We start from the raw sequence: 15,158 nt of genomic DNA on the forward strand, positions 1-15,158 counted from the left end.
CTTTAAGTCTCTATTTCTCTATTCTGATCCGGCTCTTCCGATCAAAGCCAGTTCTTGCTCGGTCAGCTCCCGGTAAGTTCCGATCTCGAGATTTTCATCCAATCGAAGTTCGCCCATGCTGATTCTTTTGAGATACACGACTTTTTTGCCTACCGCCTCAAACATCCGCTTGACCTGATGAAATTTGCCTTCATGGATGGTCAGCGAGATGCGCGACAGCTGGACCCCGTCCTCCCGTTCCTCATGGGAATGGATCGCCAGCTCTCCGGGCAAGGTTACGTAACCGTCATCCAATGTGACTCCTGCGGCAAACCGACGCACATCCTCTTCGTCCACGCGGCCCTCTACGGTCGCTTCATAAGTCTTGGGAATATGCTTCCGGGGCGACAGCAGCTCATGGGCCAACTTGCCGTCATTCGTAAGCAGCAGCAGTCCTTCCGTGTCTTTATCCAGCCTGCCCACCGGGAACGGCTCGAAGACCCGATATTCCGCATCCAGCAGATCCAGCACCGTACGATCGCGCAGATCCTCGGTTGCCGAGACGACGCCCGGAGGTTTGTGCAGCATGAGATACACGTACTCCCGGTATTGAATGGTTTCCCCTTCAAACTCAATGATATCCGCGTAGGGATCCACATGTTTTCCCGGATCTTTCGTTACCGTTCCATTGACGACGATGCTCCCCTGCTTCGCTTTTTTCTTTAATTCGGCCCGCGAGCCGAATCCCAGATTGGACAGTACCTTGTCCAGTCTTTGCGTAGTCCTGCCTTTGCCACTCATACCGATGTCCACCTCCACCCTGCCGGATACTCGTTCTTCAACATGCCTGACTGCCATTTGCCCCAGCCGGCCGAGTATCCGTCTATACACACTAACACATAACCCTTCGCTTCAGCACCCGGCCGGCACGTCACGCGTTCCTCCGGAATCGACAAGGTTTCCCCTTTCAAATACCGGACCGCTTCGCCGTCTTTGGAAGACAGGCTCACATGCCGGGCGGCCTCATCCGCTTGCAGCGCCGTGGCCAAAGGATGCCCCGGCACGAACCGTTCATTCTTCAGCTGTCCCATGTACCATCCGGGACGGATGGCCTTCAGCTGCTTTAGACGCTCCTCCGGCAGTGGCGATACGTACACATGGCTGCCGTAGACAACGGGATAGCCCTCCAGCTTTACGTGCAGCTGCTCTTGGATAAAGGCCTGGAACGGGTCGAGCGAAATCGGATTGGACTGACGATCTCCACCGCTTCGGCGGGGTGCCTGCTGACGCGAAGCGCCGTTGCTGCCCCTCCCGGGTTTTCCCGGCCGCTCTTCCCGGAGAGCGGATTTCCCTTTACGCTCTCGGGATGAGTCGGTCCGCGGGGAGACAGCAAGCGAACCGAGGTCCAGACTGCCTGTCTGGATCCAAGGAGCTTGGTCTTTCTCGGCCTCCCGGCGGTCCAGCTCGCCTTCCCGCTGAAGCACGGCCATGAAATGCCCTTCGCCTCTGACCTTATGCGGCCACAATCGAGCGGTACCGGCAAGCTGTCCCAGCACATCGTCCTTCACGTTCCCTTGGCCCGCCATCCAGTCCGTTTCTCCCGGGGAAAAGAATTCCGAATGATCCACCGGAACCACGCGAAAATCCGGATGTTCGCTCAGAAACTCCGCAATCATCCCTTCATTCTCTTCCGGAGAGAAGGTGCAGGTAGAATACACGAGCCGGCCTCCCGGGCAGAGCATGGCTGCCGCCGATTTCAGGATGTCCCGTTGCATCTCCGCAAACTTGAGCGGAGACGATTCCTCCCAGTACTTCAGCATGGATTCGTCTTTGCGGAACATCCCTTCGCCGGAGCATGGAGCATCTATCAATATTTTCGTGAAAAATTCGGGAAAAGCCCCGGCAATCCGCTCCGGCTCCTCATTCAGCACCACGGCATTCCGCACGCCGTACATCTCCAAATTTTTGGCCAGCGCTTTGGTGCGGTCCGGATGCAGATCATTGCTGATCAGCATCCCCTGCCCCTTCAGCTTCGCCGCAATCTGCGTGGATTTGCCCCCGGGAGCGGCGCACAAATCCAGTACCCGGTCGCCCGGCGTAACATCAAGCAGCTCGACGGGGGCCATGGCGCTCGGCTCCTGGATATAATAAAGCCCTGCATGATAGTAAGGGTGCCGCCCCGGGCGCTCCCCCTCCTGAATATAGTAACCGGTTGGACACCAGGGGATGGGCGCAAGGGCAAAGGGGGATATTTCCAAGAAATCGGCCTTGCCAATCTTCAGCGTGTTCACCCGAATGCCGGCAAACGGGGGTTGTTCATAAGACTTCATAAAATTGTCATAGTTTTCGCCGAGCAGCGATTTCATCTTCGCCAGAAACGGCGAGGGCAGACGTAATGCCATACTAAGTACCTACCTGTTCTGTATCGTATCGGTTTGAAGTGTATATTCGCACAGCCGAAGCGAACTTTCGCATGTTCCGCTGCGACTTTTAATATTGTATAATAAACTACATTAAAAAGGACAAGTCCTTGTTTATTATTACTCATTAGGGGGTGGATCCATGAACCGCAAAAAAAAGAATAAATACACCGCGTTATACGCCTTCGGGGGAGTCTTCGTACTGTTGGTTGCCGCACTCGTTTTCTTGAACGGTCAAGGCGAAGCAAGCGATTTATACGGCGGCAAGAAGGTCTCCAGCCTGAACCCGGCTACACAGGAGCTCCTTAATGATCCGAATTACCAGCAAATCATTTTGCCGGATCAGCTGAAGAGCAAGGTCGACAACAAAGAGAACTTTTTCGTGTACTTCTTTGCTTCCGATTGTCCGCACTGCCGGGCGACGACCCCGGAATTGATGCCATTGGCCGATGACGCCGGCATTACGATGCACCAGTACAATCTCCGCGAGTATCAGGAGGGCTGGAGAGAATACAACATCGAGTTCACCCCGACGCTCGTATACTTCGAGAACGGCGTTCAGAAGGAACGCATGGTCGGCGGCTTGAAACCGGAAGGTTCCAGCGAAGGCTACTCCATCGACGACTTCAAGCAATTCCTTGATAAATACAAAGGGAGCGTGACGAAATGAACCGCACCCGCGCCATTCTCTTTACCTTCGTCATATCGGGCATGCTGCTGACCGCATGCGGCGGCAAAGAATCCGCTGCAAGCCATCAGCACGGCGCCGCTTCCGAACGATACGAGACAACGGCCAGCCTGACGGTGATGCCGGAGTTTCTGTCCAATTACACCGACAATACGCAAGCAACCTATGCCACGGTCGGAGAACTTGAGGACATTATCAAGGAAATCAAGTGCTACTGCGGCTGCATGGACGAGGAGACCGGCTATCACGATTCCCTTCACCGCTGCTTCATCGCCGAGAACAAGGACGGCGAAATCAAATGGACGGACCATGGTGCCCAGTGCGGCATATGCCTGACCGAGCTGCAGGATGCCAAACGGCTCCATGACGAAGGAAAATCCGTCGACGAAATCAAACAGTTCATCGATGACAAGTATAAAGGCACCGAATCCTGATCCATCGCATGATCATACGAAAAAAGAGCTGCCCACACGTAGATCCTTCTACAGACGGGCAGCTCTTTTTTTACTTATTCTCTCGGCGCTACTTGGCATTTTGCCCGCTCCGGCTTGCGCCGCTGCGGAATGTTCGGCTTGATCCGATTCGATGCCAACAAAACCGCCCGCTTCAGCTCCGTATCCCCAATTTCGATCGTCAGATCCCTATAGGGAAACGGATGAACGTCATACGTTAACAGCTGCTTGGCGTAGTCCCGCACCTCGCTCACCAGCTTCCCCATCGAAATCCCGAGTTCATCCCGGGGATAGCTTTCGAGCCGGGAGGCGGCGCTTGTGAACATCTTATATGCTCCTCTTACGTTGTTGTTCCGGAAGTGAAAGAGCCCGACTGCCACTTGCAGCAGCCCCTTGTACCTGGGATCGCGATCCCGTTCCAGCCACAGCTCCTCCAACACCTCATGGCATTCGAAGTAGTCCCGGTCCCGGTTGAAATAGACGAGGTAAGCGACATATAGCGGCTCATAGCTCATCTTCATTTACTTTCTTCTTGGCTGCCGCCAGCAGCTCCTTCACTTCGTCCAGAAGCACCTTCATCTCATCCATGTCATGAGCCTGCCATATCGCATTAAAGCGGCTCTGGAATGCGATCGCCTCGTTGACCAGATGGAAAAAGTACAGCTTGTGTATCGCGTTCAGCACCTGCGTCGTAATATTGGAATCGTCCTCGAACTGCCGCTGCGCCTCCAAAATATCCTCACGGATGCTCGACATTTCCGTATCCAGCGTATTGGCCGCTTCTCCGGCCTTCTTCAGGCGGGCCCGAATGTCATCCGGCAGGCTTTCACGGTACTTGTAGCTAAGGGAATGCTCAATCGTAGCCCAGAAGTTCATGGCCAGCGTGCGGATCTGAATTTCGGCAAGCACCTTCTTTTGTCCCAAAGCCGTTTGCACCGGATATTCAATGATCATATGAAAGCTCCGATAGCCGCTCTCTTTGAAATTGGTAATGTAATCCTTCTCATATAGCACAGTCAGGTCTTTCCGCGCCCGGATATATTCGGCCACCCGCCGAATATCCTCCACGAATTGACACATAATGCGAATGCCTGCGATATCCTCAATCCCGGTTTCCAACTGGTCCATCGGCACATTGAGGCGTTTCGCCTTGTCCAGTATGCTCGAAATCCGTTTGACCCGACCCGTTACGAATTCGATGGGTGCGTATTCCTCCCGTTTTTTCAGTTCGGAACGCATCGTCTTGAATTTGACCTTCAATTCCTCAACGGTCTGCTCATACGGAAGCAAAAATGTCCCCCAGTCTCTAACGTCCATCGCCTTGCCTCCTGTCTTTACCCCTTTACCGATGATTAGCGCCGACGGCTTCGGAAATATGGCTGAAGCCCTCCCGTGCAAGCAGCTCCCGGAGACCGGAATGAAGCTTGCGGTTCACCTCTGGCCCTTCATAGATAAGTGCTGTATAAATTTCCACCAGGCTTGCGCCTGCGCGTATTTTGTCATAAGCGTCCCTTGCCGTAAAAATCCCCCCGGATCCGATAATCGGAAGCGAACCGCCGGTTTGCTTGTAGATCCGCGACACGATCTCCGTCGAGCGGTTCCGCAGCGGCTTGCCGCTCAGGCCTCCGGTTTCCTTGGCGTTGCTGTGCGTCAGGCCGTCCCGCGAAAGCGTCGTATTCGTGGCGATAATGCCGGAAACGCCGCTGGCGCTGATCGTATCCACCATGAATTCCAGCTCCTCATCGCTCACGTCCGGCGCAATCTTCACCAGAACGGCCTTCTCGCCCCCATGAATCTTCGCCTGCCGCGACATTTCGTTCATGACGGCTTCCAGCAGGGATGACAATTCGCTTCCATGCTGAAGGCTGCGCAAATCCGGCGTGTTCGGCGAGCTGATGTTGACAACAAAAAAGTCGCCATACGGAAATAAAGCTTGAATGCAAGCTTCATAATCATCGTTGGCTTTCTCGTTTGGCGTCGCCTTGTTCTTCCCGATGTTGACGGCAACCGGAATGCGGCGTTCCTTGAGTGCGGACAGCCTTTTGGCCATGGCCTCGGCCCCTTCGTTATTGAAGCCCATCCGATTGATGAGCGCCTCATCCGGAGGAAGCCGGAACAATCGCGGCTGTTCATTGCCCGGTTGTCCCTTCGGGGTTACCGTGCCTACTTCCATGAATCCGAAGCCGATGGAGGAGAAGCCTTTGACGGCGTGAGCGTTTTTGTCCAACCCGGCGGCAAGTCCGACCGGCGTCGGGAAATGAAGCCCGAACAGGTCCACTGCCAAATCCGGCGTTTCGTTCACACCGTACATCCCCCGCATGACAGCGTCTGCGCCGACCACGCCGGAGGCACGTCCAAGGCCGCCAACCACAAGGTGGTGGGCTTTTTCGGGGTCCAGTCTAAAAAATATAGGTTTGCCTATGTTGCGGTACAGCACATCCACTCTTCCTCTCATCCAGTTATTTCTCTATCCTTCAGTTTATCCGTTTCTTCCTCAAAAAGAAAGTTCTTTGGCATAAACTGAGCGATCGTCCCGGCTTGAAAGCGATATGGCAATTTTAGGACAAACCCCTTACAATAAAGGAAGATTGTACAAATCATTTCACGATCATGAGAGAAAGAGGGGAAAGACATGTCAGCCAAACGTAAGCCTCCGACCTTGCAGCAGAAAAAAGAAGAGGTTAATAAGAAGGCCATACTATGGATCAGCTCCGGCATCGCTCTTCTGATTATCCTGATTATCGTTCTGATTGTGATCGCCCAGCCTTAATCCAGCCAGTGATACACCTTGCCCGGGTTGGTCTGACCCTGGGTATGCTTGAGCTTAAAACGCTCTTTCGGCGTCCACAGGTCCTCGGGCAGGACCCCTTCCCGTATTTTCACGACGGTTCCCATCGGAACCAGGTCAAATAGCTCCTCCACATCCTCAGTCAGCATACGGATACAGCCCTCGGATTCGTTCGCGCCGATGCTGTCCACGTCCAGCGTCCCGTGTATCGCGTAAAGCGTATTGGAAAGCTGCATTCCCCGCGTGCCGTAGGGACCCTTCGTGGTTCCGTTCGGATTGACTACCTTATCGTTGATATGAAAATCACCCAGCGGCGTTTTGGCTCCGCCGAGCCCGACCGCATAATTACGCAGCAGGATGCCGCCGCTTACGACGGCCAGCCGATGCCGTTTCCGGTCAATGATGACCTGAAGCGGCTGTTCGAAAAAGGGGTCTCCGTTCGGCGAAGTCCCCCAATATCCAGGTTCCTCCGTGCTGTTCCCCGGCTGCTGTCCCGCTTGCCCTTGACCGCCAGCTCCTTGGGATTGCTGCTGCATTAACGTTTCGAACATTTGCTCCATCGCTTTCGAGCGGCCGGACAGCCAATTATTCGGATACGGCTGTGTCAATTCATCCAAGCTTTTGGGCAGGCGGCCGTGCCGAGCCTTATACTGTTTGGCCGCTTCCTGCAGAACGGCCGTCTCAACCTGCAGATCGGCCCACTGTCCCGCGCTCCGCTTAAGCCTCGAACTGTCCGCAGGCTCGCAATCGCACTCTTCAGCTGCTCCCTCGTAAGGCTGAATAGCGATCGCGCCTTGATCATTCCGATGCAGACCGTATAACCGTTCCATGTCCCGGCTCCACAGCAGCCATTTGCCCGAACGCTTCATCTCCAGCGCAACCGACCAATTCGGCAGCTGCTGCGGATGCTGGAGCAATGAGGACAGCGCACCCGCGGAATCCTTGCCTTGGCCGGAAGCAACGGCTGTGTACAGCGGTTCCTTGCGCGAATCCGGCTTCTCTTTGTTGAGCGCATTGGCGGACGCCGGCTCATGCGGCGGGAACAAATCTTCCGCAAGATTCCCTGTAGCGGAGCCCGGCGCCTGGGCGGGCGGAAGGAAAACCAGCAGGAGAAGCACCAGCGCCGCTAGCAAACGCCGGGTCCTCTTTCGCTTGCGCTCCTTGTCCTTCTCCATCTCCAATAAGCGATGCTCGTAATTTTTCCAAATGTCGGACGGGACCTGACTCAGCTCAAAGGCTTCGTAGACCCCTTCGGCCTTGTTGTAGCAGTAGTTCGCCTTGCCCTGCTCGCCGGCCTGCTCATACTCCTTGCCCAGCAGGTACCAGGCCATTTTATTATCAGGATGCGTCTCCACATATCTTTTGAGGTACAGCGAATTGTTCATTCGAGAGCCTCCTATAATGACATTTTTACCTCTATTATCCTGTATATCGGAATAAACGCTCCGATTATGTATGAGTCCCCGTATATGAAAAAACGCCCCCTGCCTTAGTCGGGCAGAGGACGTCGGTATAAGTTCAAGATGGAATATCAGGGATCGAGCGGAATTTGTTATTCTGCGTTAAACGGCTCGTCTGCAATCCGAATTGAATCTGTTGGGCAGCCGTCGCAAGCATCCAGCATGTCGTCATGCATATCTTCCGGAATTTCCGTTACCCCGCGGTTGTTGTCCCCGTCGAAAATAACTTCTGCCAGGCCTTCGTCGTCGTAATCGTAAATGTCGGGTGCCGTTGCGCCGCATGCGCCGCATGCGATGCAGGTATCTTTATCTACCCAAGTAAACTTCGCCATAGTCTCTCTTCCTCCTGTATATCTATAAACATCTCTATAAACATAGTATAAGCTGACGGTTCTGCCGCCACCATCTACATATATTAATACAATTGTTTTAGGAATACAAATAAATTTCCTAACATTTTCCGACAAAAATCGGCTGTACTTGCAGGCCAATGAGCTGTTCTGTGACGAACAAAAAACGGCTAATCGCGATTAGGGTCCTTCGTGGTTGGACGATCGGCATTTTTATTATCGTTCCCCAGTTCCCTTACAAAATCCATCTGTAAAGATGTACCTCTCCGCTTATGATTGCGGATTAGGGACGATGGGTCATCGCCCAGCATGCCGGCGGTCAGTACCGCGCTCTCGCCGAATTTATTACGCAGCTCGTCCATCACCCGGGTCAGCGACTCTTTCTTGGGCTGCTTCTCATAGTCGAACAGGTCCAGCTGAATGGCGGATTCCTCCTTCGCCGTGAGCTGCTGCAGCGTGACGCCGAGCAGACGGAGCGGCTTGTCCTGCTTCCAATGCCGGTTATACAGCTCGCACGCTTCCCGGTAGATGTCCTCGGTATTTTCCGTCGGAATGGCAAGATGCCTCGACCTGGTGATCGTCTTCATGTCCGGAGTGCGCAGCGTAATTTGAATGCCGCTGGTCACCAAGCCCTGCCTGCGGAGGCGGCGCGCTACCTGATCGCTTAAGTTCAGCAGCACCCTTCTGGCCTCCTCAGCCGAGGTAACATCCTGCGGGAGCGTGGTCGTGTGTCCGATGGACTTGCTCTGTTCCCGCTCCGCGACGACCGGGGCGTGATCGATGCCGCTGGCCGCTCGTTTCATCCATGACCCCATCACGCCAAAGGTCGAGGTCAGCAGGCTTTCATCAGCGGCTGCCAGCTGCCCGATGGTCTGGATGTTCAGCTTGCGCAGCTTGTCGGCCGTCTTGCTCCCGATGCCGAACAGCTCCGCGCAGGGTTTGTTCCAAAGCACCTGCGGGACATCCCGAATTCGCAGCACGGACAGCCCGTTGGGCTTTTTCATGTCCGAGGCCATCTTGGCCAGCAATTTATTGGGCGCAATGCCGACCGAGCACGGAAGCGACAGCTCCTCGCGGATGCGCTCCTGGATTTCCCGAGCGATATCCAGAGGGGTGCCGAACTGCTTCGAGCCGGTAATATCCAGGTAACATTCATCGATCGAAGTCGCTTCCAGCTGCGGTGTATAGGCATAAGCTATGTTCATGAATGCATTGGAATACTTGCGGTACAGATGGAAATCCGGCTGGATGATCATCAGGTCAGGGTAGATTCGCAGCGCCTGCCTCACGTTCATGCCGGTGCGGATCCCCAGCGACCTCGCTGCATAGGAGCAGGTGACGATGACGCCTTTTCGCAGCTCGATGCTGCCTGCGACGGCCGTGGCTTTGCCACGATAGAGCTCCGGCTCCTCCGCCTCATGCACGGAGCAGTAAAAAGCATTCATATCCACATGCAGGATAACGCGGCCGCTGGCCGGATAATAATCGTCGATAGGTCCCACGCAGCATTCCTTCTTTCTTCGGTACGGTTCTTCATAATCTATAGGGAATAGGGTAGCCCCATTATTTAAGGTTCGGTCTGAATGATGGTTACGGTACTTGAGGCAAATGGTGCCTCTTCCATTATACCGTTTTTAGAGATCGATGCCTGTATGATCTTGTCCGCTAAGCAAATCATGTACGCACGGCTGGCCCCGATTTAACGCCTCCAGCATACCGTCCCCCTTCGCAAGGGTCAAGGATGGGCCCCTTGCGGGAAAAGTTTGTTTTACTCTGTTACTTTCCCGCAAAGAAATGCTATAATACAAAATTATAAACAATGCGGTCCAATCCCGGACACCCAAAGGAGGACATCATGTCTAAGTCCATTTCCATCTTTGATACGACACTTCGCGACGGAACCCAGGGCGAAGGAATCAGCTTGTCAGCGGACGACAAGGTCAAAATCGCCAAGAAGCTCGATGCTCTTGGTGTTCATTATATTGAAGGCGGTATCCCGGGAAGCAACAGCAAGGACATCGAATTTTTCAAAAGAGTCCAGGATCTCGGCTTAACCTCAAAAGTAACCGCTTTTGGCAGCACCCGGCGCAAAGGTTCCATTGCCGACCAGGATGCCAATCTGCTTCGCATTCTGGAATCCGGCGTTTCTGCCGCTACCTTGGTCGGGAAGTCTTGGGACTTCCACGTCCATACGGCGCTTCAAACGACACTCGAAGAGAATTTGGCCATGATTTATGATTCCATCGCTTTCCTGAAGCGGAAAGGCCTCGAGGTCATTTTTGATGCCGAACACTTTTTTGACGGTTTCAAGAACAATCCGGAATATGCTGTTGCCGTATTGTCCAAGGCACGGGAAGCAGGCGCCGACTGGCTTGTCATGTGCGATACGAACGGCGGCAGTCTCCCGCACGAGATTTCGGACATTGTCACATCGCTGACGGGTCCATTGCCTGGCGCTCCGCTCGGCATTCATACGCACAACGACTGCGAGCTTGCCGTTGCCAACACCCTAAGCGCCGTGCAGGCCGGTGTCCGGCATGTGCAGGGAACGATGAACGGATACGGGGAACGATGCGGGAACGCCAACCTGTGCTCCATCATTCCGAATCTGCAGCTGAAGCTCGGGTATGAGTGCATCGGTGACGACAACCTCCGCACACTGACGAATACCGCACGGTATATCAGCGAAATCGCCAACGTCAACATGCCGGTTAACCAGCCGTATGTCGGCAACGCCGCCTTTGCCCATAAGGGAGGCATCCACGTTTCGGCGATCCTGCGCGATTCCAGAACGTACGAGCATATCGAACCGGAGAAGGTCGGAAACAAACAGCGCGTGCTGGTCTCCGAGCTCGCGGGGCAGAGCAATATCGTATCGAAGGCGCAGGACATGGGGCTTGACTTTGATCCGGCAAGCGAGCAATCCAAGCATATTATCGGTAAGATCAAGGATCTCGAGCATGAAGGGTATCAATTCGAAGGCGCAGACGCTTCCCTGGAGCTGCTTCTTCGGGAAGCGAACGGAGAGCTCAAGGAGCTGTTTACCTTCGAATCCTTCAAGATGCTGGTCGAGAAGTCGGCTGGACAGCCGGTCGTCTCCGAAGCCTTCGTCAAAGTCAACGTCGCCGGCGAGAGCATTTATACCGCTGCGGAAGGCAACGGTCCGGTCAATGCCCTCGATAATGCGCTGCGTAAAGCGCTGGTCCAATACTTCCCGACGCTCAAGGAAATGCATCTTGCCGACTATAAGGTGCGTGTCCTGGATGACAAGGATGCAACGGCAGCCAAGGTCCGGGTGCTGATCGAATCCAAGAACTTCGAGAATGCCTGGAACACCGTCGGGGTATCCAGCAATGTCATCGAAGCCAGCTGGGAAGCGCTGGTGGACAGTATGCGTTATGCGCTGCTCGGCCAGATTTCCCCGGAGCAGGTGCATGAGTCTGCGGCAAGGCAAGGCTTGGTAAATCATTAGGTTATGTCCAATATAAAAAGCGCGTATCCACCATGTTCAGGACATGGCGGCCGCGCTTTTTTTTGGTTTTGTCAGCTGGCTAAGCAAACGATTAATTTATCAGCTTGGCCACCTTTTTACGAAGATCCTTGGGATCGGGAGCGCCCAGAATGATTTCCTGAATCACGCCGTTACGATCGATCAGCACGTTGGTCGGGAAAACCTGCCCTTTATACAGCTCCTCGAACACTTCTCCTTTGGTATCGAGAAGGATCGGGTATTGAAGGTTAAAATCCTGAACAAATTGACGCGCTTTCTTCGCATTGTCATACTTGGACACGTTCACGCCGTAGATTTCGAGCTCACTTGCATACTCTGCAGCCAACTTGTCGAGCTCCGGCGCCTCCTGCTTGCACGGCTCGCACCAGGATGCCCAGAAATTGACTAGCATTGCTTTATCGCGCGCTCCGCCGCCGGAATAGGACTTATCGTCCATCCCCTTCAAGGTAAAGGTCGGGGCAAGCAGGCCGGCTTTGGCCCCCGTCTCCGTCGGAAGCGGCTTCTCCTGCATGAAGACGGCCTGGATATCGTCGCCGGCTTGATTATAGACAACAGCGCCTGCTGCGATAAGAAGCAGGACGATAAGGATGATGTTACGTTTCATAGGTATAGGTTCCTTTGCTAAACTTAGTTATAGAGGTCGTTCAAAAAGTCCGCTTTTGATAAGAAAACCTCTATCGAGGCCACTTCAAGGATGAGCGACCGCGATGGATAGGTAGGTTTTCTTGCGATATAGAATTTCATCAGTTCCACTGATAACTCATAAATTCTATATCTAACACGAAGCGAATCAGGAAGCAGCTCGGCATCGAATCTTGAATTCAGCCGGGCCTAAGGAGATGCTTTCGAAGCATGTTTCCTGCGGAAACATTTCAGGTGCTCACGTACCCAAAACGTACGCCCGCTCCTCACTCCCTAGCTTCATCCAACTGAAGCGTTTTGAAAAAACGCACATCGGAAGCATAAGCTTCGGTGCTGAAAATCGACCTTTTTGAACACGCACTTATAGTCCCTATTGTACCCTGAAACCCCGATCTTTCAAACACGCGATCGACGCCATCATAAGATCGGACCAATTATATGATCCAGGAGGATTATACATGAACCCGTCTCACGCGTCCCTGGAGCGGCTTCTGCTGCGCGAGGCCGTCAAAGAGCATATGTCGGATCATATGCATCATCGTTTGCCGGAGGAAGCTTGCGGCGTCCTTATCGGGCATGCCGATGAAGCAAGCCGGTCCATAACCGTTACGCAATTTATTCCCGTAAAAAATACAGCGGAATTTCCGCTGCATTCTTTTCATCTGGACCCTGTTCAGTGGACTCGCTTGGTATTGGCTGAAAAAGGCATCGTCGGTTTGTTTCACAGTCACCCGCATACCACGCCTGACCCCTCGGGCGAGGATCTGCTTCAGCTCCAATCCTTCGGCGGGTTGCTCCGGGTGTATGCTATTGCTTCTCCTGCAGTTCCCGGCGCCTCCGGCTTAAACGCATTGCAGCTCCATGCCTACAAAATTATCCGGAGTGAGGAAGAACGCGAATCCTTCAGCCAGCTGCCGCCAAGCTCCAAGTCGCTTCCGGGAAGGGCATTTTATTCCCTTGCCCCGGTCCCTTTTGCAATTCTAAAGGAATGACGAACTGGCGGACACCTCAATCTCCAATCCCAATGCTACCCCTCGCTTAGATAGACGTATAAATCTCCTAGCGTGGTAGCCTGGCCGCGCGCCTGAATGTCTTTCATGTAATCCGCCCACAGCCGGGCGGTCATGCGCGCATCGGACAGAGCATGGTGCCTTCCCTCTACCGGAATGCCGCTGCTTCGCAGCAGCTCATCCAGACTGTAATCCTTCTGTTCGGGATATAACCTCTGCGCGAGCATCATCGTATCGAGAAGCCGATGCGTTAATCGAACCTTGGAGGTCTTCCACAAGGCGGCGTTCAAGAAACCCCGGTCATGCGCGGCGGCATGGGCAACAAGCACCCTCCCCCCGATAAAGGCCATGAAATCATGCAGCCCCTCCATTAAAGGCGGGGCTGCATCAACCATTTGCTGCGTGATACCCGTAAGCTCGGCAATGAATGGAGACACCGGGGCACCGCTGTTCACGATCATATGAAAGGTTTCATTCTCGATCACCTGCTCCCCGATGACCCGGATCGCACCGAAAGACAATATTTCATCGCCGTGCTGATGATTGAACCCCGTCGTCTCCAGATCGAATACGACAACCTCCAGCTCGTCCAGCGGGGTGCCCAGAACCTCCGGCCTCCGGTTATCCTTCATCTGGGATCGGATGAATGCCAACTGCTGGGCTGTCTGCGCCCCGCGCATGGAGGCGATGGCGGAATTGATGTTACCCGAACGAAGCGATCTCCAGAAACCGCCGTTCGATTGTACCGGTTCAGTCATGGGCTTCTCCTCTCCGCAAAACGATGCTCGCGCTGCAATGATCGGTGTACCCGTCTCACCACTCCAAGCGTATCGCGAAGCTCGTACTGCATGGTTTTGTTCTTGAGCTGATTCTGCGGGATATACCCGCTGCTCGTAATCAGCCCGTCCTCCACCCGAATGGGCGTATCGTTTCTCAGCCGAAGCGCCGTCAAAAAAGCGCGCTGCACGCTTTCCAGCAGCAGATTCCCGCCTTCAAGCAGCATCACCTTTTCCATGCGTTTTTGCGTCGAGGTTTCGATGATGCCCCGCTGCAGCGCCATGGTGCGTATGCTGTTCACCAGCGGAATATAAACGCCATACTTCACGTCAAACTCGCCGGCATGCTCTCCAAACCGCTCCGTCACGATTCGCCCCATGACATTCAGCGTTGCCTTATGCTTGACCGTGTTCCGCAGCACGGCATGGCCGATGTCCGGATGCTGCTCGACGGAGCTGCGGAAATGGTCCACCCACGCCTCCGAAAGCTCGGTATCGCCCGATAAATGGCGCAGGTCCGAAGCAATAATGAAGTTTCGTATCGGTTCCCACTGCCGGTCTCCGCACCATTCGCTGATCTGATTCTTCCAATCGCCAAGCCGCTTGCTCCATAATGGCTCGGAACACATCACTTTTCCGGAGCATTTCGGGTACCCGAGATATTCCAGCAGATTCGCCAGCCGAAGCCCAAATTCCCGAAAGAAGGGGAGCGCCTCCTCTTCCAGCTCATCGCCAATGATCAAACCGTTGTCCTGATCGCTCCACAGCGTAGCTTCCTGCCTTCCGCAGCTGCCAAAAGCTACAAACGCATAACGCGCAGGAGGCCGGCCAAAGCCAGCCTCCCACATGTCCTGCTCACAGATTGCCGCGGCACGCTGTCCAATCAGATCGTGCATCGTATTCACGGATGCGATCCACTCTCTCAGCTCCATGTTACTGCGCATCTCGATGAGATGGTTCTGACAAGCGATCCGTTCATCTCGTAATTGCTGGGCTGTTGCTGCTTTCCGAATTTCCGACAATGCCGGAAACAGATTTACGGATTTCAGAGGTTTCATGCCGCGGCCTCCTTCTGACTTGTT

Annotated in this window: 16 protein-coding genes; 5 read left to right on the forward strand and 11 right to left on the reverse strand. The window is 54.2% G+C overall.

Annotated elements, in window-relative coordinates; genetic code table 11:
- Positions 1 to 18: 18 nt before the first annotated feature.
- Together GYMC10_RS22615 and GYMC10_RS22620 are read right to left on the reverse strand one after the other, a co-directional pair.
- Complete coding sequence (locus tag GYMC10_RS22615) at positions 19 to 780, reverse strand: pseudouridine synthase (protein ID WP_015736679.1); 762 nt, start codon at positions 778 to 780, stop codon at positions 19 to 21.
- The gene (locus GYMC10_RS22620) at positions 777 to 2,381 is read right to left on the reverse strand and encodes an RsmB/NOP family class I SAM-dependent RNA methyltransferase (protein ID WP_015736680.1); all 1,605 of its coding nucleotides are present in this window, start codon (positions 2,379 to 2,381) and stop codon (positions 777 to 779) included. Before GYMC10_RS22620 ends, GYMC10_RS22615 begins: the two co-directional genes overlap by 4 nt.
- A 160-nt stretch (positions 2,382 to 2,541) precedes the next feature.
- Here GYMC10_RS22620 and GYMC10_RS22625 point away from each other — a divergent pair, with 160 nt between their 5' ends.
- Positions 2,542 to 3,069, forward strand: a complete 528-nt coding sequence (locus GYMC10_RS22625) for a thioredoxin family protein (RefSeq protein ID WP_015736681.1) — start codon at positions 2,542 to 2,544, stop codon at positions 3,067 to 3,069.
- Positions 3,066 to 3,521, forward strand: coding sequence for a PCYCGC motif-containing (lipo)protein (locus tag GYMC10_RS22630; protein ID WP_015736682.1), 456 nt, complete (start codon positions 3,066 to 3,068; stop codon positions 3,519 to 3,521). The genes GYMC10_RS22625 and GYMC10_RS22630 overlap by 4 nt, the downstream gene beginning before the upstream one ends.
- A 74-nt stretch (positions 3,522 to 3,595) precedes the next feature.
- Here GYMC10_RS22630 and GYMC10_RS22635 read toward each other — a convergent pair whose 3' ends face one another.
- The 3 genes from GYMC10_RS22635 to GYMC10_RS22645 are packed head-to-tail and all read right to left on the reverse strand — an operon-like array spanning position 3,596 to position 5,976.
- Complete coding sequence (locus GYMC10_RS22635; protein WP_015736683.1) at positions 3,596 to 4,054, reverse strand: DUF309 domain-containing protein; 459 nt, start codon at positions 4,052 to 4,054, stop codon at positions 3,596 to 3,598.
- Complete coding sequence (locus tag GYMC10_RS22640; protein WP_009594858.1) at positions 4,044 to 4,856, reverse strand: GTP pyrophosphokinase family protein; 813 nt, start codon at positions 4,854 to 4,856, stop codon at positions 4,044 to 4,046. Before GYMC10_RS22640 ends, GYMC10_RS22635 begins: the two co-directional genes overlap by 11 nt.
- A gap of 25 nt (positions 4,857 to 4,881) precedes the next feature.
- Positions 4,882 to 5,976 (reverse strand): quinone-dependent dihydroorotate dehydrogenase, encoded by a 1,095-nt coding sequence (locus GYMC10_RS22645; protein WP_187293039.1) that lies wholly within the window; start codon positions 5,974 to 5,976, stop codon positions 4,882 to 4,884.
- Between the two features lie 195 nt (positions 5,977 to 6,171).
- Between GYMC10_RS22645 and GYMC10_RS32630 the strand changes: the two genes are divergently transcribed.
- Positions 6,172 to 6,309, forward strand: a complete 138-nt coding sequence (locus tag GYMC10_RS32630; RefSeq protein ID WP_015736685.1) for a hypothetical protein — start codon at positions 6,172 to 6,174, stop codon at positions 6,307 to 6,309.
- On the opposite strand, the gene GYMC10_RS22655 is transcribed toward GYMC10_RS32630, so the two are convergent.
- The 3 genes from GYMC10_RS22655 to GYMC10_RS22665 form a co-directional block, all read right to left on the reverse strand.
- Positions 6,306 to 7,712 carry a L,D-transpeptidase gene (locus GYMC10_RS22655; RefSeq protein WP_015736686.1) on the reverse strand — a complete coding sequence of 469 codons (1,407 nt, stop codon included), beginning with the start codon at positions 7,710 to 7,712 and terminating at the stop codon, positions 6,306 to 6,308. The genes GYMC10_RS32630 and GYMC10_RS22655 overlap by 4 nt on opposite strands.
- 167 nt (positions 7,713 to 7,879) lie before the next feature.
- The gene (locus GYMC10_RS22660; RefSeq protein WP_009594795.1) at positions 7,880 to 8,119 is read right to left on the reverse strand and encodes a ferredoxin; all 240 of its coding nucleotides are present in this window, start codon (positions 8,117 to 8,119) and stop codon (positions 7,880 to 7,882) included.
- Positions 8,120 to 8,307: 188 nt separating this feature from the next.
- The gene (locus GYMC10_RS22665) at positions 8,308 to 9,639 is read right to left on the reverse strand and encodes a DNA polymerase IV (RefSeq protein ID WP_015736687.1); all 1,332 of its coding nucleotides are present in this window, start codon (positions 9,637 to 9,639) and stop codon (positions 8,308 to 8,310) included.
- Between the two features lie 353 nt (positions 9,640 to 9,992).
- Between GYMC10_RS22665 and cimA the strand changes: the two genes are divergently transcribed.
- Positions 9,993 to 11,609 (forward strand): citramalate synthase, encoded by a 1,617-nt coding sequence (gene cimA, locus GYMC10_RS22670; protein ID WP_015736688.1) that lies wholly within the window; start codon positions 9,993 to 9,995, stop codon positions 11,607 to 11,609.
- Between the two features lie 91 nt (positions 11,610 to 11,700).
- Here the strand turns inward: cimA and GYMC10_RS22675 are convergent, their stop codons facing one another.
- Positions 11,701 to 12,252 carry a TlpA family protein disulfide reductase gene (locus GYMC10_RS22675; RefSeq protein WP_015736689.1) on the reverse strand — a complete coding sequence of 184 codons (552 nt, stop codon included), beginning with the start codon at positions 12,250 to 12,252 and terminating at the stop codon, positions 11,701 to 11,703.
- A gap of 496 nt (positions 12,253 to 12,748) precedes the next feature.
- On the opposite strand from GYMC10_RS22675, the gene GYMC10_RS22680 reads away from it, so the two are divergent.
- Entirely contained in the window at positions 12,749 to 13,282 is a 534-nt protein-coding gene (locus GYMC10_RS22680) for a M67 family metallopeptidase (RefSeq protein WP_015736690.1), read from the forward strand.
- A 35-nt stretch (positions 13,283 to 13,317) separates the two neighbouring features.
- On the opposite strand, the gene GYMC10_RS22685 is transcribed toward GYMC10_RS22680, so the two are convergent.
- Positions 13,318 to 14,058, reverse strand: a complete 741-nt coding sequence (locus GYMC10_RS22685; RefSeq protein WP_015736691.1) for a 3'-5' exonuclease — start codon at positions 14,056 to 14,058, stop codon at positions 13,318 to 13,320.
- Positions 14,055 to 15,134 (reverse strand): DUF294 nucleotidyltransferase-like domain-containing protein, encoded by a 1,080-nt coding sequence (locus tag GYMC10_RS22690; RefSeq protein ID WP_015736692.1) that lies wholly within the window; start codon positions 15,132 to 15,134, stop codon positions 14,055 to 14,057. Before GYMC10_RS22690 ends, GYMC10_RS22685 begins: the two co-directional genes overlap by 4 nt.
- Positions 15,135 to 15,158: the final 24 nt, after the last annotated feature.

Source organism: Paenibacillus sp. Y412MC10, assembly GCF_000024685.1.
GTDB lineage: Bacteria > Bacillota > Bacilli > Paenibacillales > Paenibacillaceae > Paenibacillus_AQ > Paenibacillus_AQ lautus_A.